Annotated in this window: 10 protein-coding genes; 8 read left to right on the plus strand and 2 right to left on the minus strand. The window is 72.2% G+C overall.

Annotated features, from left to right (window positions below; genetic code table 11):
* Nucleotides 1-30: 30 nt before the first annotated feature.
* The gene (locus tag ACZ6EG_RS26465) at nt 31-2,907 is read right to left on the minus strand and encodes a glycoside hydrolase family 3 C-terminal domain-containing protein (protein WP_469608127.1); all 2,877 of its coding nucleotides are present in this window, start codon (nt 2,905-2,907) and stop codon (nt 31-33) included.
* 390 nt (nt 2,908-3,297) lie between these two features.
* Here ACZ6EG_RS26465 and ACZ6EG_RS26470 point away from each other — a divergent pair, with 390 nt between their 5' ends.
* From ACZ6EG_RS26470 to ACZ6EG_RS26495, 6 genes are read left to right on the plus strand one after another with little or no spacing between them, the layout of a single operon-like run.
* A complete protein-coding gene (locus tag ACZ6EG_RS26470) occupies nt 3,298-4,983 on the plus strand; it encodes an extracellular solute-binding protein (protein WP_469608131.1) in 1,686 nt (561 codons plus the stop codon).
* Nucleotides 4,984-5,012: 29 nt separating this feature from the next.
* Complete coding sequence (locus ACZ6EG_RS26475; RefSeq protein WP_469608134.1) at nt 5,013-6,050, plus strand: ABC transporter permease; 1,038 nt, start codon at nt 5,013-5,015, stop codon at nt 6,048-6,050.
* Nucleotides 6,047-6,994: a carbohydrate ABC transporter permease gene (locus ACZ6EG_RS26480; protein ID WP_469608137.1), complete on the plus strand. Its 948-nt coding sequence runs from the start codon at nt 6,047-6,049 to the stop codon at nt 6,992-6,994. The genes ACZ6EG_RS26475 and ACZ6EG_RS26480 overlap by 4 nt, the downstream gene beginning before the upstream one ends.
* A 44-nt stretch (nt 6,995-7,038) precedes the next feature.
* Nucleotides 7,039-9,015 (plus strand): beta-galactosidase, encoded by a 1,977-nt coding sequence (locus tag ACZ6EG_RS26485; RefSeq protein ID WP_469608140.1) that lies wholly within the window; start codon nt 7,039-7,041, stop codon nt 9,013-9,015.
* On the plus strand, nt 9,012-11,243 hold the full coding sequence (locus ACZ6EG_RS26490; RefSeq protein ID WP_391971786.1) for a glycosyl hydrolase family 95 catalytic domain-containing protein: 2,232 nt from the start codon (nt 9,012-9,014) through the stop codon (nt 11,241-11,243). Before ACZ6EG_RS26485 ends, ACZ6EG_RS26490 begins: the two co-directional genes overlap by 4 nt.
* 34 nt (nt 11,244-11,277) lie before the next feature.
* A complete protein-coding gene (locus ACZ6EG_RS26495; RefSeq protein WP_391971785.1) occupies nt 11,278-11,985 on the plus strand; it encodes a glycoside hydrolase family 12 protein in 708 nt (235 codons plus the stop codon).
* Nucleotides 11,986-12,087: 102 nt separating this feature from the next.
* Here ACZ6EG_RS26495 and ACZ6EG_RS26500 read toward each other — a convergent pair whose 3' ends face one another.
* Complete coding sequence (locus ACZ6EG_RS26500) at nt 12,088-13,101, minus strand: LacI family DNA-binding transcriptional regulator (protein WP_391971784.1); 1,014 nt, start codon at nt 13,099-13,101, stop codon at nt 12,088-12,090.
* Between the two features lie 324 nt (nt 13,102-13,425).
* Between ACZ6EG_RS26500 and ACZ6EG_RS26505 the strand changes: the two genes are divergently transcribed.
* Nucleotides 13,426-15,372, plus strand: a complete 1,947-nt coding sequence (locus ACZ6EG_RS26505; protein ID WP_391971783.1) for an acyl-CoA dehydrogenase family protein — start codon at nt 13,426-13,428, stop codon at nt 15,370-15,372.
* Between the two features lie 395 nt (nt 15,373-15,767).
* The gene (gene dxr, locus ACZ6EG_RS26510) at nt 15,768-17,024 is read left to right on the plus strand and encodes a 1-deoxy-D-xylulose-5-phosphate reductoisomerase (protein ID WP_391971782.1); all 1,257 of its coding nucleotides are present in this window, start codon (nt 15,768-15,770) and stop codon (nt 17,022-17,024) included.

Genomic DNA, 17,024 nt, shown 5'->3' on the forward strand with positions numbered 1-17,024 from the left:
GGCCCCCTCGTGCCGGCCTGCTCCGGACCCTCAACCGGAGAAGCCGACGTGCGCGAGCCGCAGAGAGCCGCGCAGTCCGATGCGGAGGTCGTGCACGCCCTCGGCGGCCAGCGCGGCGCGCAGCTCCGTGTAGGCGTACGGGCCCGAGGCGGGAGTGTCCGCGGACAGCACCACCGGTGCCGGGCCGCCGTCGAGGGTGATCTCCACGGTGCCCTCGCCCGCCACGCTCACGGTCACCCCGCTGACCCCGGCGCCGAAGTCGCAGGCCCGGTAGAGCAGTTCGCCCGTGCGTCCGGCCACGGGCGTCACCGCGTCGCCCGCGGTCTTCGTCAGGTCGACGATCTCCGTGCCGCTCTGCTCGTCGAAGCCGGCCGCCGCCAGCCCTCGTTCGCGCACCGGGCGCGGTGCGGTGGGCTCGCCGTCCAGGGTCACGGTCGCCGACAGGCGCACGTCCTCGCAGGAGGCGCCCACCAGCAGGGCGTACGGGCCCGGCTCCAGCCGCCACCGGTCCAGCGCCACGTCCCAGAACGCGAGCGCGGACGACGGGACGTCGAAGGACACGTCCGCCGTGGCGCCCGGGGCGAGGGTGATCCGGCGGTGGGCCAGCAGCTCGCGGCGCGGGCGGGGGACCGACGGGTCCTCGGCGCGGACGTAGAGCTGGGGCACCTCGTCGGCGGTGACGTCCCCGGTGTTGGTGACGGTGAAGGACACGGACACCCTCCCGGCCTCCGCCCGCGCCGACAGGTCCGCGTACGCGAAGGAGGCGTACGACAGGCCGTGCCCGAAGGGGAACAGCGGGGTGCCCTCGAAGTACAGGTAGGTCTGGCGACTGCCGATCACGTCGTAGTCGAGGAGAGCGGGCAGGTCGGCGTCGTCCGCGTACCAGGTCTGCGGCAGCCGCCCGGCCGGGGAGACGTCTCCGGCCAGCACCCGGGCCAGCGCGGTGCCGGCCGCCTGGCCGCCGTGCGCGGTCCACAGCACCGCGGGGAGCGCCTCCGCGTCGACCGCGTACGGGTAGGCGGACGTCAGCGCCAGCACCGTCTCCGGGTTGGCGGCGCGGGCCGCGCGCAACAGCCGCTCCTGGTGGGCGGGGAGCCGCAGCGTCGTACGGTCCTCGGTCTCCCGCCCGTTGATGTGCGGGTCGTTGCCCGCCACCACCACGACCACGTCCGCCCCGGCCGCGGCCCGCGCCACCGCGTCCTCGCCGCGCTCGGTGACGACCAGCCCGAAGACCTCCGGGGCGTCGGCGGCGGAGGAGGCGTCCGGCGCGGCAACCTTCACGCCGTCGGCGGCGACACGGACGTGACCACCCGTTCCCGTGTGCCTCAGGAGGTGCCCGTCCCCGTGGGGTTCCAGACGGAAGGTCTCCTGCACGACCCAGCCGCCGGGCTGGTCGGCGGAGGCGCGCACGAAGCCGTCCTCGGCGACGGACAGGTACCGGCCGTCGGGGGCGCGCAGGGTGAGCAGACCCTCCCCCCAGTCGACGAGGGCGAGTTCGGTGCCGGTGGCGTCGGTGGTCAGTGGCGGCAGGTCGGTGCGGCCGGCCAGCAGGGCCGGGTCGAGCGCGCCCTCGGTGCCGGCCGCCCGGTCCGCGGCGTCGTCCGACGGGAGGACGTGCAGGAACGTACCGGCGGTGGTCTTCAGCCGGACCCGGTCCACACCCTCCGCGAAGGTCACGCGCTCGGCGCCGAACCGTTCGTACACGCCCTCCAGCGGGGTGGAGCGGTGGATGAGCGTGCCGCTGTACCAGTCGAGCTTGCACTCGTCGGCGAGCAGGCCGACGACGGCGATCCGGGCGTCGGGGGCCAGCGGCAGCACACCGTCGTTCTTCAACAGGACGACGGCCTGCTCGGCCGCCTCCCGCGCCAGCTCCCGGTGGGCCGGCGTGTCGAAGGCGGCGGCGACGTCCTCGGCGGCGGCGGGGGCGTGCGGGTCGTGCTCCGGGTCGAACTCGCCGAGCCGGAACCGGACCGACAGCTGGCGGCGCACGGCCGCGTCGACGTCGGCCTCGGTCAGCAGGCCCTGCTCCAGGGCGCCCCGGACCCGCGCGACGATCTGAGAGGAGTCCGTGCCGTGGTCGGTGAAGCTGTCCACCCCGGCCCGCAGCGCGGCGGCCGTCGCCTCCTCGTGGGTGTCGAAGTAGTGCTCGGAGTCGACCAGGTTGGAGGGGGCGCCCGCGTCCGAGCAGACCAGCAGATCGTCCTCGGTCCAGGTGCGCAGGTGCCGGCCGAGGTGCGGGGAGAGGTGGTTGGGGCGGCCGTTGACCAGGTTGTAGGCCGGCATCACCCCGGCCACCGCGCCCGCCTCGACCGTCTCGCGGAAGGCGCGCAGGTCGTACTCGTGCAGGACGCGCGGGCGGACGGACGCCGAGGACGTGTCCCGGTCGGTCTCGTTGTTGTGCGCGAGCCAGTGCTTGAGGACGGGCGCGGTGCGCCAGTACGTCGGATGTCCGCCGCGCAGACCGCGGGTATAGGCGGTGGCGATGGCGGAGGTGAGCCCCGGGTCCTCGGAGTAGCCCTCCTCGTTGCGGCCCCACAGGGGGTGGCGCAGCAGGTTCACCGTCGGGGACCAGACGTTGAGGCCGACGCGTTCGTCGCGGGCGCGCATCGCCCTGGCCTCCCGGGACACCGCCTCGCCGACCCGGCGCACCAGGTCCTCGTTCCAGGTGGCGCCGAGCCCCACGGCCTGCGGGAACACGGTCGCCGGACCCATCCAGGCGACGCCGTGCAACGCCTCCTGACCGGTGCGGAACGCGGCGACACCGAGCCGCTCGACGGCGGGCGCGAACTGGTGCAGGAACGCGGTCTTCTCGTCGAGCGTGAGCCGCGCCAGCAGATCGTCGACGCGCTTCGCGAACGGCAGGCGCGGATCGCGGAACGGAGGCGCGGGCGGCGTGGATGCGGTCACGTGGGGATCCCTTTGCGGTGGAGCGGCCGAGGCCTTTCGAAGCGCTTCGATGCTCAGACCTCGCGGGGCCGGGTGTCAAGACATCGCCCGGCATCGCCTCCGACTTCTCGCCCCAAGCGGCGCGCAAAATGAGCCAGTTAGCCCTGAGTCGTCCCGCGCACACCTCCGAGGAATTCCGGCAACGGCTCTTGTGCACCCTCAGGCGTTCACTTAACCTCGCTGCAACATCGAAGCGCTTCGACGCCGGGCTCGCACTCCCGCACGTGCCGTGAGGTGCGACGGAGACCGGGCACACCTCCGACGACCGCTTCAGCTCAGCCAGTTCCACTCGAGACACCACAGCCGACGGCCACCGCCGGGTGTCCTGGTGCGCCACGAAGGGTTGACGCAATGACGCCGAACGCCGCCTCCGGCCCCAGCCGGAGAAAGTTCCTCGCCTCCACGGCGGTGGCCACCGCAGCGGTGGCCGGAGGCATGCCGCTGCTCTCCGCCTGCGGCGGATCCGACGGCGGCTCGCGCGACGGCACCACGTCCGGCAAGGACGCGAAGAAGCTGCTGCCGGCGTACGTGGCCAGCAACGTGGTCGCCCCCGACATCCCGAGCAAGAACGGTTCCGCGGTCGGTTTCACCAGCAAGCTGGACCTCGCGGACCTGAAGACCTCGGTGCCCGAGAAGCTCGGCAAGGGCGGCCGGGTCACCGTCATGTCACCGTTCTGGGGGTCCCCGCCGAAGGACGGCAACGCCTACTACAAGGCGATGAACGACCTCATCGGCGTCGACGTGGCCTGGCAGAACCAGGACGGCAACACCTATGACCAGAAGCTGGGCGCGGTGCTCGCCTCCAGCGAGGTGCCCGACGTGGTGGTCGTGCCCGGCTGGAACATGACCGGCAAGATACCCAGCGCCATCATCGGCAAGTTCGCCGACCTCGGCCCGTACCTCTCCGGTGACGCGGTCAAGGACTTCCCCAACCTCGCCGCGATCCCCACCGACGCCTGGCAGCGGTGCATCTTCGGCGGCAAGCTGCGCGGCCTGCCGATGCCGTCCTCGTACGTGCCCAACAACGTGCCCCTCTACCGTCAGGACATCTTCGAGAAGGAGGGGTACGAAGTCCCCACCTCCGCCGACGAGTTCCTGGCGCTGGCCAAGGAGGCCACCAACGCCAAGGCCAGGCGCTGGGCCTGCCTGGACATGAAGTGGACCGCCTTCTACTCCTTCGGAGTGCTCTCCGGCGAGGAGAAGTCGCTCGGCTGGAACGAGGTCGACGGCAAGCTGGTCTACCGCATCGAGACCGACGAGTACCTCGAGGCACTGGAGTGGACCCGCAAGCTGTTCGCCGCCGGCGTCGTCCACCCGGACGCCGAACTGGGCAAGAGCAGCGCCCAGGACCCCGGCCCCAAGTTCGCCGCCGGCGAGTTCCTCGTCTACAACCAGGACATCTCGCAGTGGTGGAGCCGCACCGCCGAACAGGCCGCGCAGAACCCCGAATTCAAGATCTGGGGCATGGACATCTTCGGCCACGACGGCGGCGCCCCGACGCTGTGGGCCAAGAACCCGGCGAGCATCTTCGCCTTCGTCAACAAGAAGGCGTCGGAGTCGGTGATCCGTGACGTGCTGGCCGTCGCCAACGTCACCGCGGCGCCGTACGGCACCAAGGAGTACATGGCGACCAACTACGGCGTGGAGGGCACCCACTACACGGTCAAGGACGGCGTCCCCACCAAGACCGACCAGGGCAACATCGACGTGATGAACGCCTACGTGATGATCGCGAGCCCGGCCGCGACCATGGCCCACCCCGACTTCCCCGAGGTCGGCAAGGGCCAGGTCGAGTGGCAGCAGCGGATGGGCGCCTTCACCAGGAAGTCCGCGTTCTACGGCATGCAGATCACCGAGCCCGCCCGCTACACCAACCTCTCCAACGACTTCGAGCAGCTCGAGGACGACTTCGTCCGCGGCCGCAAGAAGATGAGCGACGTCCAGCAGGCCGTCTCCGAGTGGCGCAGCAAGGGCGGCGACAAGCTCCGCGACTGGTACCAGAAGCTGCTCGACGAGAACGGCTCGGCGGCGAGCTGACCGGCGCGGACGAGGCGAGGAGAACGGCCGTGTCGCACAGCACGGTGCCTCGGAGCAGGGCCGAGGCCGATACGACGGAGAAGACCCCGGTGGCGTCCGACGGCGCCACCGGCCCCCGGAGGAAGGGACCGCCGTCCGGGAAGCTGAAGCTCGGGCTCAGACTCAGACGCGACCGCGTGCTGCTGCTGATGACGCTGCCCGCCGTGCTGCTGGTCCTGCTCTTCAACTACCTGCCGATCCTGGGCAATGTCGTCGCCTTCCAGGAGTACGACCCCTACCTCAGCGACAACGGGATCGTCTCCATCCTGAACAGCCCCTGGGTCGGCCTGGAGAACTTCCAGCGGATCTTCGAGGACTCGGCCTTCTGGAACGCGGTCCAGAACACACTGGTCCTCTTCGTCCTCCAGCTCGTCCTCTACTTCCCGGTCCCGATCCTGCTCGCGCTGCTCATCAACAGCGTGGTCAGGCCCCGGGTGCGGGCCGTGTCGCAGGCGATCCTGTACCTGCCGCACTTCTTCTCCTGGGTGCTGGTCGTCGCCGTCTTCCAGCAGCTCTTCGGCGGCGCCGGCATCCTCTCCCAGCTGCTGCGGGAGAACGGGTACGACGGTCTGAACATCATGACCAACCCGGACACCTTCGCCTTCCTGATCACCGCGCAGAGCGTGTGGAAGGACGCCGGCTGGGGGATCATCGTCTTCCTCGCCGCGCTCGCCTCGGTCAACCCCGACCTGTACGAGGCCGCCGCGATGGACGGCGCGGGCCGTTGGCGCCGCATGTGGCACGTCACCCTGTCGGCGCTGCGCCCGGTGATAGCCCTGCTGCTGGTGCTGCGCGTCGGTGACGCCCTCACCGTCGGCTTCGAACAGATCCTGCTGCAACGGGACTACGTCGGACCCGGCGCGGCAGAGGTCCTCGACACCTTCGTGTGGTGGAACGGCGTGCGCAACCAGGACTTCGGCTACGCGGCCGCCGCCGGCCTCGTCAAGGGCGTCATCAGCCTGGGCCTGGTCCTCGCCGCGAACAAGGTGGCCCATCTGATGGGCGAGCAGGGGGTGTACAAGAAGTGACCACCGTCATCGACAAGGACGTCCGGCAGCCTTCGCGGAAACCGGGCCGCTGGGCGGCCCCGCCCCGGCCGGTGTGGGAGGAGAAGCCCAGCACGGCCGGCGTCGCCGGCAAGGGCCTGGTGCTGGGCCTGGCCTGTCTGGCGATCGTCTTCCCGCTGTGGATCGTCATCGTCACCAGCCTGTCCTCGCGCAGGACCATCGACGAGGCCGGCGGCCTGGTGATGATCCCCAAGGACATCACCTTCGTCGCCTACCAGGAACTGCTCAGCGGCGGCCAGGTCACCCGCGCCGCGCTCGTCAGCGTCGGCATCACCCTCGTCGGCACCCTCTTCTCGATGACGGTGTCCGTGCTGTGCGCCTACGGCCTGTCCCGCACCGGCTCACTGGGCCACCGCTGGATCCTGATGCTCCTGCTGGCCACCATGTTCTTCAGCGCCGGCCTCATCCCCACCTACCTGCTGGTGCAGTCGCTGGGGCTGACGGACAGCTATCTCGCGCTGATCCTGCCGAGCGCGATCAGCGTCTTCAACATCCTGGTCCTGCGCGGCTTCTTCATGGGCATCTCCCAGGAGCTGATCGACAGCGCCCGCATCGACGGCGCAGGGGACTTCCGCATCCTGTGGCGGATCGTCATGCCGCTGTCCCGTGCCGTCCTCGCCGTGATCACGCTGTTCTACGCCGTCGGCTACTGGAGCGCCTGGTTCAACGCCTCCCTGTACCTGAACGACCAGGACATGATGCCGCTGCAGAACGTCATGATCCAGCTCGTGCAGAAGCAGGAGGCACCGGTCGGCCTCGGCCAGGCGATCAAGACCGGGGAACTGTCGGGCCTCGCCGTGCAGATGGCCGTGATGGTCGTGGCGCTGCTGCCGGTGGCCGTGCTCTCGCCCTTCGTCCAGCGCCACTTCAAGAAGGGGATGCTCACGGGGGCCGTCAAGGGCTGACACCTCCCGACCACCCTCCCCCCCGCAAGCAGAGAGCCCAGCCGATGCCGAACCTGTCGGACACCACCCGCCACCGCATCCTCTACGGCGGCGACTACAACCCCGAGCAGTGGCCCGAGGAGACCTGGCACGAGGACGTCCGCCTGATGCGGGACGCCGGCGTCAACTCCGTCACCCTCGGCGTCTTCTCCTGGTCGAGGCTCGAACCACGCCCGGGAGCATACGAGTTCGACTGGCTGGACCGTCTGATGGACCTGCTGCACGCCCACGGCATCGGGGTCGTCCTCGCCACCCCCACCGCCTCGCCCCCGCCCTGGCTGGGCCACCTCCACCCAGACACCCTGCCCCGCGACGAGGACGGCCGCACCGAGTGGTGGGGCGGCCGACAGCACTTCTCCCACTCCAGCACCGCCTACCGCCGGCACGCGGCGGCCGTCACCGAGGCCCTGGCCGCCCGGTACGCGGGCCACCCCGCGCTCACGATGTGGCACATCAACAACGAGTACTGCACCTCCGACCACGGGGAGGAGGCCGCCACCCGCTTCCGCCGCTGGCTCCGCGACCGGTACGGCACCCTCGACGCCCTCAACACCGCCTGGGGCACCGCCTTCTGGAGCCAGGGCTACGGCGACTGGGAGGAGGTCGCGCCGCCCCGTCGCGCCCACTACCTGAAGAACCCCACCCAGGTGCTCGACTTCCGGCGCTTCACCTCGGACATGCTCCTGGAGTGCTACGTCGCCGAACGCGACATCGTCCGCCGCCACACCCCGCACCTGCCGGTGACCACCAACTTCATGCCGCTGTGGTTCGGCCAGGACGCCTGGCGCTGGGCCGAGGAGGAGGACGTGGTCTCCGTCGACCTCTACCCCGACCCACGTGACCCGCTCGGCGCGCAGCACGGCGCCCTGGTCCAGGACATGACCCGCTCCCAGGCACGGGGCCCGTGGATGCTCATGGAGCAGGCCGCCGGACCCGTCAACTGGCGCGGGGTGAACCACCCCAAGCCGCGCGGCCTCAACCGCCTGTGGTCCCTGCAGGCCGTGGCCCGCGGCGCCGACGCCGTCTGCTACTTCCAGTGGCGCCAGTCCCGGCAGGGCGCGGAGAAGTTCCACTCCGGGATGCTCGGCCACGCGGGCCCGCAGGGACGCACGTACCAGGAGGTCAAGCGGCTCGGCGCCGACCTCGCCCGGCTCGGCCCGCACACCGCGGACACCCGCGTCACCGCCGGCATCGCCGTCCTGCACGACTGGCACGCCTGGTGGGCCGGCGCCCAGGACGCCCGGCCCTCCACCCGCTTCGACTACCCCGACGTCCTCCACGCCTGGCACCGGGCCCTCTGGGAGGCCCACCTCACCACCGACTTCGCCCACCCGGAGCACGACCTGAGCCCGTACAAGGCGGTCGTCGTGCCCCAGCTCTACGCCCTCACCGACGCGGCGATCGACAACCTCCTCACCTACGTCCGCGACGGCGGCACCCTCGTCTGCGGCTTCCTCACCGGGGTCGCCGACGAGGACGACCGGATCAGACCCGGCGGCATGGACGCCCGGCTGCGCGCCCTCTTCGGCATCCGCACCCTGCACGAGTGGTGGCCCCTGGAGACCGACGAACCGGCCGCCTGCGACGGCTTCCACGGCACCCTGTGGTCCGAGGAGATCGAACCCGACGGCACCGCCACCGAAACCGTCCCCTACCAGGGCGGCGAGCTGGACGGCATGCCGGCCGTGCTGCGCAAGGGCAGGGCCTGGTACCTGTCGACGCTGCCGGAGCCCCAGGCGCTGCGCGGGCTGCTCACCCGGGCCGCCGCCGACGCGGGCGTCCGTCCCGTGCTCGACGGCCTCCCCGCGAATGTCGAGGCCGTACGCCGCGGTGACCTGCTCTTCCTCCTCCACCACGGCCGCGAGCCGGTCACCGTCGACGTCCCGGGCACCCACCGCGACCTGCTGACCGACGCGACCGTCACCGACCGCGTCACCCTCGGCCGGTACGGCGCCGCGGTCCTCGCGGAGTCCACCTCATGACCGGCACGCGCCCGGCCCGCGGGCCCGTGCACGGCACCTGGGAGCCCGAGCCCGCCACCCGCTGGGAGGACGCCTTCCTCAGCGGCAACGGCCACCACGGCGCCCTCGTGTTCGGCGATCCGAACGCCGACCGGGTCGTCGTCACCCACCACACCCTCGTCCGCCCGGACGGCGACGACGCGCTCCGCCGCCCACCCCGGCTCGCCGCCGACCTGCCCGCCCTCCAGGACCGCCTGCTCGCCGGGGACGCCAACGCCGCCGAGGACTTCACCGACGGCCGTCCGCTGCGCTGGGTGCGCCCCTTCCACCCGGCCTTCCAGCTGCGCCTGAACAGACCGCCCGGCGACGCCCGCGCCGCCTACCGCCGCTCCGTCGACTTCACCACCGGCGAGGCCACCGCCACGCATTCCACCTGGACCAGCCGCGTCTTCGTCTCCCGCGCCGACGACGTGATCGTCCAGCGCGTCACCGCCCCGCACGTCACCCTCGACCTCTCCCTCGACCACCGCCTCCCCGGCGCACCCGCCGGGCTCGCCGTCGGCCAGGGCGCCGTCCGCACCCCGGAGGGCGCCCTGCTCAGCCTGCGGGCCCACTACCCCGGCAGCGACCTCGCCTACACCGGCGTCACCCTGGTCGCCGTCACCGGCGGCACCACCCGGCTGGTCCCGCCGGGCGTCCTGGTCGAGGGCGCCACGGAGGTCCTGCTCCTCACCCGGGTGCGCCGCCACACCGGCGAGCTGGACGTGGCCGCCGAGGGCCGCGCCCTGCGCGAGCTGCCGGCCGCGGCGTCGTACGACGGACTCCTCGACCGCCACCTCACCCTGCACCGCACCGCCTACGACCGCGTCACCCTCGATCTCGCCGCCGACCCCGTCGAGCGCGCCCTGCCGGGCTCGGCCCTCCTGGAGCGCGCCGGCGGCCCCGCCCTCCTGGAACGCCTCTTCGCCGCCGGCCGCTACCACCTGCTCTCCGCCAGCGGCCTGCTCCCGCCCCGGCTGACCGGCCTGTGGACCGGCGACTGGAACACCGCCTGGTCCGGAGCCTTCACCACCAACGCCAACCTCAACCTCCAGACCGCGTCCGCCGCGGCCGCCGCCCTGCCCGAGGTCACCGAGGCCCACGCGGCCCTGGTCCACCGCCAGCTCCCCGACTGGCGCGACAACGCCCGCGCGATCTTCGGTGCCCGGGGCGTGGTGGCGCCCTCGCACACCGACGGCGAGTCCGGGCACACGTACCACTTCAGCCGCGAGTACCCGCTCCACCTGTGGACGGCGGGCGCCGACTGGTTGCTCAAACCGCTCGTGGACCACGACGAGACCCGCGGCGCCCGCGACCCCCGCACCACCGCCGCCCTCGCCGAAGCCGCCCTCTTCTACGAGGACTTCCTCACCCGCACCGACGAGAGCGGCCGGCTGGCGTTCGTCCCCTCCTACTCGCCCGAGAACCGCCCCGCCAACGCCGGCTGGGGCACCCTCGACGCGGCGATGGACCTCTCCGCCGCCCGGCACGCCCTGCTGACCGCCGCCGACCGCCACCCCGAGCACGCCGACCGCTGGCGGACCCTGGCCGACCGTCTCCCACCCCACCGGATCAACGCCGACGGAGCCCTCGCCGAATGGGCGCGGCCCGGCCTGGAGGACAGCTACGACCACCGCCACCTGAGCCACCTCTACGGCGTGTGGCCGCTCGACGAGATCAACCCGTACGACACCCCCCGTCTCGCCGAGGCCGCCCGCCGCGCCCTCGAACTGCGCGGCGCCGAGAACGACTCCGCCCACGGGCACCTCCACCACGCCCTGGTCGCGGCCCGCCTCCGGGACGCCGGACGGGTCGCCCACTGCCTCGCCCGCGTGCTCGACGGCGACTACTTCCACCCCTCCCTGATGAGCGCGCACTACCCCCACCGCGACGTCTACAACGCGGACGCCGCGCACGCGCTCCCGGCCGTGCTCGTCGAGATGCTCGTGCAGTCCACGCCGGGCCGGCTGGTCCTGCTGCCCGCCCTCCCCGCGTCCTTGCCGCGGGGTGAGATCCGAGGCGTACGCACCCGTTTCGGAGCCGAACTCGACCTCGCCTGGACGCCCGACGGGACGGCGCGAGCGCTCCTGCGCCCCGGCCGCACCGTCCGCGTCGAACTCCGGACCTCCTCCGGCGCCGAACCGCTCGACCTGGTCGCCGGAGAGGACCGCGCCCTCGGCATCGCCGGCACGCGTGCCGCGGCGCGGTAGCCCCGCACCTCCCCCCACCCATGGAAGGAACCCCATGGCACCACGCACCCGCACCCTGACCGCTCTGCTCGCCCCCGCCCTCGCGCTCGGCGCCACCGTCGGCCTCGCCGCCGCCCCCGCCCAGGCCGCGGTCTGGAACTCCTGCGACCAGTGGGGCAACACGAACCTGAACGGCTACACCCTCTACAACAACATCTGGGGCTCCGGCGCCGGCGCCCAGTGCGTCTGGGCCAACTCCGGCACCAACTGGGGCGTCTGGGCCGACCACCCGAACACCGGCGGCATCAAGTCCTACCCGAACTCCAAGAAGGTGATCAACAAGCCGATCACCTCCATCGGCTCGCTCACCAGCAGCTACAACGTCACGGTCCCGTCGTCCGGCGCCTACAACACGTCGTACGACATCTGGGACACGGACTACGACTACGAGATCATGCTCTGGGTCAACCACCACGGCGCCGTGGGCCCGCTCGGCAGCCCGCAGGGGACGGCCACCCTCGGCGGCCACACCTGGAACGTCTACAAGGGGAACAACGGGGCCAACGAGGTCTTCTCGTTCCTGCGCACCTCGGACTCGAACTCCGGCACGGTGAACATCCTCCCCGTCCTGAAGTGGATCAAGGACACCAAGGGCTGGATGGGCAACGAGACCATCGGCGACGTGCAGTTCGGCTACGAGATCACCTCGTCCGCCGGCGGCCTGGACTTCCGCACCAACAACCTGACGGTCAGCGGCGGCTGACTGGGCGCGCGGCGAGGGGCCGGTCCCGCCCGGGACCGGCCCCTCCACTCCGCCGCGGGTCCCGGCCCGTGTCCGCGGGGACGGGGACAGGGACCGGGGGCCCTACGACCGTACGGGCGCCGGGCCGGAGCTGGCCCGGACGGTCAGCTCCGGCGCGAGCAGCACGACCTCGTCGCTCCCGCGCCCGCCGAGCTTGGCGAGCAGCTGCTCCACCGCGTGCCGGCCCATGTCCTGCGCGGGTACGGCGACCGACGTGAGCCGCACCGAGGCCTGGGTGGCGACCTGCTCCGGGCAGACCGCCACCACCGACACGTCCTCGGGCACCGCCCGGCCCTGCTGGCGCAGCAGGGCGAGCAGCGGCTCGACGGCCGCCTCGTTCTGGACGACGAAGCCGGTGGTGCCCGGACGCTCGTCGAAGATCCGGGCGAGGGTCGCGGCCATCGCGTCGTACCCGCCCTCGCAGGGGCGGTGCAGCAGCCGCAGTCCGAGCTCCCGCGCGCGGGTGCGCAGCCCGTCGAGGGTGCGCTCGGCGAAGCCGGTGTGCCGTTCGTAGACCGCGGGAGCCTCGCCGATGACGGCGATGTCGTGGTGCCCCAGCTCCGCCAGGTGCTCCACGCACAGCGCGCCGGTCGCCCGGAAGTCCAAGTCGACGCAGGTGAGTCCCTCGGTGTCGGCGGGCAGCCCGATCAGGACGGACGGCTGGTTCGTGCCCCGCAGCAGGGGGAGTCGCTCGTCGTCCAGTTCGACGTCCATCAGGATCATCGCGTCGGCGAGTCCGCTGCCGGTGACGCGGCGCACCGCGTCGGGGCCCTCCTCGCCGGTGAGCAGCAGGATGTCGTACCCGTGGGTCCGCGCGCTGGTGGCGACCGCGATGGCGATCTCCATCATCACCGGCACGTACATGTCCGTGCGCAGGGGGATCATCAGCGCGATGATGTTCGACCTGCTGCTGGCCAGGGCGCGGGCGCCGGCGTTCGGATGGTAGCCGAGCGTGCGGATGCTCTCCTCGACCCGCTGCCGGGTGGTGGTGGAGATGGACCGTTTGCCGCTGAGGACATAGCTCACCGTGCTGGCCGAGACTCCGGCGTGCTGGGCGACCTCGGCGAGGGTGACCATCCAGCTCTCCAAATGATGTGAAGCGCTTCGACAGCGCGCGAGAGATGCGGGGACGAGTGAGGGTGGTCCGACAGTAGCGCCCGTGCGGCTTGAGTGTCCATAGGCTGTCGAAGCGCTTCGACAGCCGTTTCTTCCAGGGCGCTCCCCACGGGGCTTCGGCCGAACGGCCGCACGAAGGGTGGTGGGGCCGCCCGCTGTCGGGTAAATACGATCGGGTAGCACCGACCAGTAAGTCACGTACGTCCGCAAGTTCGCGCGGCACGCCTCCGGCGATCTTGGTGGACGTGCTTCCCCCCGATGCCGATTCGCGGCGAGGTGAGACTCATGTCCGCCCCCACCACCCCCTCCTCCCGACCCACCGTCACCGAACGTGAGGCCCGACAGGTCGCCGAGGCGGCCCGGGAACAGGACTGGCGCAAGCCCAGCTTCGCCAAGGAGCTGTTCCTCGGTCGCTTCCGCCTCGACCTGCTCCACCCCCACCCGCTCCCCGCCGACGAGGACGTCCAGCGCGGCGAGGAGTTCCTCGCCAAACTGCGCGACTTCTGCGAGACGAAGATCGACGGGTCCGTGATCGAGCGCGACGCGCGCATCCCGGACGAGGTGATCACCGGGCTGAAGGAGCTCGGTGCCCTCGGCATGAAGATCGACACCAAGTACGGCGGCCTCGGCCTCACCCAGGTCTACTACAACAAGGCCCTCGCCCTGGTCGGGTCCGCGAATCCCGCGATCGGCGCGCTGCTCTCCGCCCACCAGTCGATCGGCGTGCCGCAGCCCCTGAAGATGTTCGGGACCCAGGAGCAGAAGGACACGTTCCTGCCCCGTTGCGCCCGCACCGACATCTCGGCGTTCCTGCTGACCGAGCCGGACGTCGGCTCGGACCCGGCCCGCCTGGCGACCACCGCCGTGCCCGACGGGGACGACTACGTCCTCGACGGGGTGAAGCTGTGGACGACCAACGGTGTCGTCGCCGACCTGCTCGTCGTCATGGCCCGCGTCCCGAAGTCCGAGGGCCACAAGGGCGGCATCACCGCCTTCGTCGTGGAGGCCGCGTCCGAGGGCGTCACGGTCGAGAACCGCAACGCCTTCATGGGCCTGCGCGGTCTGGAGAACGGCGTCACCCGCTTCCACCGGGTGCGCGTCCCGGCGGCGCACCGCATCGGCGCCGAGGGTGCCGGGCTGAAGATCGCCCTGACCACGCTGAACACCGGTCGCCTCTCGCTCCCCGCGATGTGCGTGGGCGCCGGCAAGTGGTGCCTGAAGATCGCCCGCGAATGGTCGGCGGTGCGCGAGCAGTGGGGCAAGCCGGTCGCCCTGCACGAGGCGGTCGGCTCGAAGATCGCCTTCATCGCGGCGACGACCTTCGCCCTGGAGGCCGTGCTGGACCTCTCCTCCCAGATGGCCGACGAGGACCGCAACGACATCCGCATCGAGGCCGCCCTCGCCAAGCTCTACGGTTCCGAGATGGCCTGCCTGATGGCCGACCACCTGGTCCAGATCCGCGGGGGACGCGGCTTCGAGACGGCCGCCTCGCTCGAAGCCCGCGGCGAGCGCGCGGTGCCGGCCGAGCAGATCCTGCGCGACCTGCGCATCAACCGGATCTTCGAGGGTTCCACCGAGATCATGCACCTGTTGATCGCGCGGGAGGCCGTCGACGCCCACCTCTCGGTCGCGGGCGACCTGATCGACCCCGAGAAGACGCTGTCGGACAAGGCACGCGCGGGCGCGCAGGCGGGCGTCTTCTACGCCAAGTGGCTGCCGAGGCTCGTCGCCGGTCCCGGCCAGCTCCCGCGCGCGTACGCCGACTTCCACCCGTCGGGCCATCCCGACCTCTCCGGGCACCTGCGCTACGTCGAGCGCACCGCCCGCAAGCTCGCCCGCTCCACCTTCTACGCCATGTCCCGCTGGCAGGGCCGGATGGAGACCAAGCAGGGCTTCCTCGGCCGGATCGTCGACATCGGCGCGGAGCTGTTCGCGATGAGCGCCGCCTGTGTCCGCGCCGAGCACCTGCGCACCCGGGGCGAGCACGGCCGCGAGTCCTACCAGCTCGCCGACGCCTTCTGCCGCCAGGCCCGCATCCGCGTCGAGGAACTCTTCGGCCGCCTGTGGACCAACACCGACGACCTCGACCGCAAGGTCGTCAAGGGCGTGCTGGGCGGCGCCTACGAGTGGCTGGAGCAGGGGATCGTCGACCCGTCCGGCGACGGTCCGTGGATCGCCGACGCGTCCCCGGGCGCCTCGCAGCGGGCGAACGTGCACCGCCCCGTCAGATGAACCCCGCCCGGCGGCGCGGCCCCGGGCACACCGCACTCCCGCCCGGAACCAGCGCGCACCCCGGGCGGGCGGCCGGGGGAGCGGCCTCCCGGCCGGGGGCGGGCCCGGTGCCCCCCGCCCGCCCCAGAGGGTCGGCCGGCGATCCCTCGCCCGCCGGCGCCGACGCCACGGGGCCGGGAAACCCTCGCCCGGCCGCGCCCGCCGCCCGGCCGGGAGCACGACCGCGTCCGGCCGGGAACACCACCGCGCCCGGCCCGGAGCGCCGGTGCGCCCGGGTGGGGACGCCGGTGCGGCCGGCCGGGGTACGCCTCCGCGGTCCACCCACCGAGGCCTCGTGACACCCGTGCGAGGGACGCGCTGTCCTCGCGGCGTGCGGTTGCGGCAACAATGGGGGGATGAGCGACAGTCCAGCCCCCCTCGCCGACCCCCACCTCGTGTACGACCCGGTGGCGGGCGACGGCCCGAAGGACGTGGCGATCCTCGGGTCCACCGGATCGATCGGGACCCAGGCCATCGACCTCGTGCTGCGCAACCCGGACCGCTTCCGGGTCACCGCCCTGTCCGCCAACGGCGGCCGGGTCGCCCTCCTCGCCGAGCAGGCGCACCGGCTGGGGGCGCGGACCGTCGCCGTCGCCCGCGAGGACGTCGTCCCCGCGCTGCGCGAGGCACTGGGCGCTCGGTACGGCAGTGGGGAGCCGCTCCCCGAGATCCTCGCCGGACCCGACGCGGCCACCCGGGTCGCCGCCTCCGACTGCCACACCGTCCTCAACGGCATCACCGGCTCCATCGGGCTCGCCCCGACCCTGGCCGCCCTGGAGGCGGGCCGCACGCTGGCGCTCGCCAACAAGGAGTCGCTCATCGTCGGCGGCCCGCTGGTCAAGGCCCTCGCCAAGCCCGGGCAGATCATCCCGGTCGACTCCGAGCACGCCGCCCTCTTCCAGGCGCTGGCCGCCGGCACCCGCGCCGACGTGCGCAAGCTGGTCGTCACCGCCTCCGGGGGCCCGTTCCGGGGCCGGACCAGGGAGCAGCTGGCGGGCGTCACCGTCGAGGACGCCCTCGCCCACCCCACCTGGGCCATGGGTCCGGTGATCACGATCAACTCCGCGACCCTCGTCAACAAGGGCCTGGAGGTGATCGAGGCCCACCTCCTCTACGACATTCCCTTCGACCGCATCGAGGTGGTCGTGCACCCGCAGTCGTATGTCCACTCGATGGTGGAGTTCACGGACGGATCGACCCTGGCCCAGGCGACGCCCCCCGACATGCGGGGGCCCATCGCCATCGGCCTCGGCTGGCCCGAGCGCGTCCCGGACGCCGCCCCGACGTTCGACTGGAGCAAGGCCTCGACCTGGGAGTTCTTCCCCCTGGACAACGAGGCCTTCCCCTCGGTGAACCTCGCCCGGCACGTCGGGGAGCTCGCGGGCACGGCCCCGGCGGTGTTCAATGCCGCCAACGAGGAGTGCGTCGAGGCGTTCCGCCGCGGCGCGCTGCCGTATCTCGGGATCATGGAGACCGTCACGCGGGTGGTCGAGGAGCACGGCACCCCCCGTACGGGAACCTCGCTCACCGTCGCGGACGTCCTCGAAGCGGAGACCTGGGCGCGCACCCGGGCCCGGGAACTGGCGGCACAGACGGCGGAGGCCCGTGCATGA

It is taken from the genome of Streptomyces sp. NPDC041968, from assembly GCF_055589025.1.